1 protein-coding gene is annotated in these 722 nt (G+C 33.2%); it reads right to left on the bottom strand.

Annotated features, from left to right (window positions below; translation table 11 throughout):
• Positions 1-144: 144 nt before the first annotated feature.
• Positions 145-722, bottom strand: a 578-nt coding sequence (locus ACE01N_RS20595) for a hypothetical protein (RefSeq protein WP_380592984.1), incomplete at its 5' end; no start/stop codon positions are given.

Raw genomic sequence — 722 nt, 5'->3', positions numbered from 1 at the left:
AACGTTCCCGCGGTATGGTGTCGTGCGGTTGACGGTCCCACGAAGTGGAGACTGTCAAGCCGAAAACGACGGCATACGGTAATAGAATTTGCAGGTTAAAACAAAACCGCATGCACTATGACCGCGTGTTGTGCAATGTGTTTTCTAATTCATCCATGTGCAACGGGAATCAATCTGTTTCCATTTTTCATCAAACTTTTTAAAAACAAGTATGCCGCCACTTCCACACTCATTGCCACACCAACTTTTATATTTTACTATCATTAATTTATTGTCAGATGAAAATAATGGAATTGAAATTTGGGTAAAATGTTTTTTATCCTTAGTCCCATGGAAAATATCAAATTTCTTTGTAGAATAATTTATAGAGCTGTACGACTTTTGAAAGTCATATAAAGCCGATTGTGTTATTAATGTATCATTATAAGTCTGCACAAAACATAAATCTTGATTTTTAATCATGAATAATTCATGCTTTTCCCAATCTAGAATCTCAGGAATGATGTTGGTTTTGTTAAAGTATAAATGACCTTTTTTGAAAAAAATGTGATACTTATTTATTCCACAAAAATTCTTTCTCAAAAATGTGTTTATTTCTTTGTCATTGTTTGTCTTAGTGTATTTCTGAGAAAATGCCTCTTCAAAAAACGACAAGCATATAATTAGTATTATTATGTATTGTAATCTTTTCATGACATTGTGCACAACGTTCCCGCGGTATG

The organism is Quyinboa ferrireducens (assembly GCF_042436675.1).
In the GTDB taxonomy this organism is placed as follows: domain Bacteria; phylum Bacteroidota; class Bacteroidia; order Bacteroidales; family UBA5342; genus JBHJHP01.
This window is presented reverse-complemented; position numbering and strand designations above follow the sequence as displayed.